General features: G+C 40.7%; 1 protein-coding gene. It reads right to left on the bottom strand.

Annotated elements, in window-relative coordinates; genetic code table 11:
- Positions 1-552 (bottom strand): PPC domain-containing protein (locus QUA70_RS27805; RefSeq protein WP_333350990.1); only part of this gene is annotated, 552 nt, incomplete at its 3' end.
- Between the last annotated feature and the right edge of the window lie 600 nt (positions 553-1152).

Here is a 1152-nt window from a genome sequence, read left to right as displayed (position 1 = left end):
AGTCGTTGCTACAGGTTTTTCCGGTTCAGATGTGAGAGTTGTTGCGGAGTCTGTAGTGACTGGTTTGTCGGTAGTTGTTGATGTTGTTTCTGCGGTGACAGTCTTTTCATCTACAGGAGTTCCTGTAATTACATCTTTGTTTGCAGTGGGTTTTTCCGAAGTTGCGGCGCTGTTTGAGGGAAGTGGAGAATCTGATGTTGCACCTGTGAGGGTGTCTGCGTCGGAGGCTTTTTGAGTGCTAGTTGGTGCTAAATTCAGCGTATATTTGATGTCGCCAGTGATTTGCAAAACTTTGACTGTATAGTCTCCGGCTAGTAAGCTGTCAACACTAATTGTTTCTGCATCGGTTCCCGCGTTGGTGGAACTGTAAAGTGTTGCACCACTAGAGTTTAACAGAAATACGTCGGCATTCCCGCTCAAACCGTCGATCGAAAATTGGAAACTTCCCGGACTGTTGATGTTAAATTTGTACAGGTCGTAGATATTTGTAGCGCCAACACTACCTGTGTAGGTTTTGCCGTCAGCCAATGCCCAGATGTTAAGTTCAGCCATTTGTACCCCTGAAAAATAGTTGGTTAAATCAGTTGTTGAGAAGCGATCGCCTTATTATGTTTTTATGTTTTCTCCGGTGCGTTTTTGAGCATTTCGAGCCACCTGAAATTTTCCTCAAAAGGTAAACTTTCAAGACTGCTTGTTTAGTGTTTCAACGAAGCAGGGAAGTATTGCATTTATTTGTGAAGAAGCTTTAGTGATATTTGCCAAGGTGTCAGATTTTAATCCAAATTTCACCTCGTTTTTATATTATTAGAAACAAAAAAAGCAATACGTAGGAATACGGATTTTTTTACATTAAAGACTTTACAGGAACTTTACGATCGCCAATATAATTTTTGGTAGGATGACTGTGAAAGAGCCAAAAACCATAGAAATTAAGCACTAATAAAGTATTAGCGCTATTGCCCACCAGACTGTTAGCAAAGCACGGCAGATGTAAAGCATCCCCAATGCAGAAGATTTGTTAACTTTGTGTAAAGTATCAAAGAAACAGGACTTTATGACATTACTTAAAACTCCTTTAAACCAATACTCCGGACAGTTTTTAAAGAGGGATGCGACGCCTACGGCAAGCAACGCTTACGCAATAAATCACAG

The organism is Microcoleus sp. LAD1_D5, assembly GCF_036702115.1.
Lineage (GTDB): Bacteria > Cyanobacteriota > Cyanobacteriia > Cyanobacteriales > Microcoleaceae > Microcoleus.
Note: the sequence above shows the minus strand (reverse complement) of the source record. Positions and strands in the feature narration are given on the sequence as shown.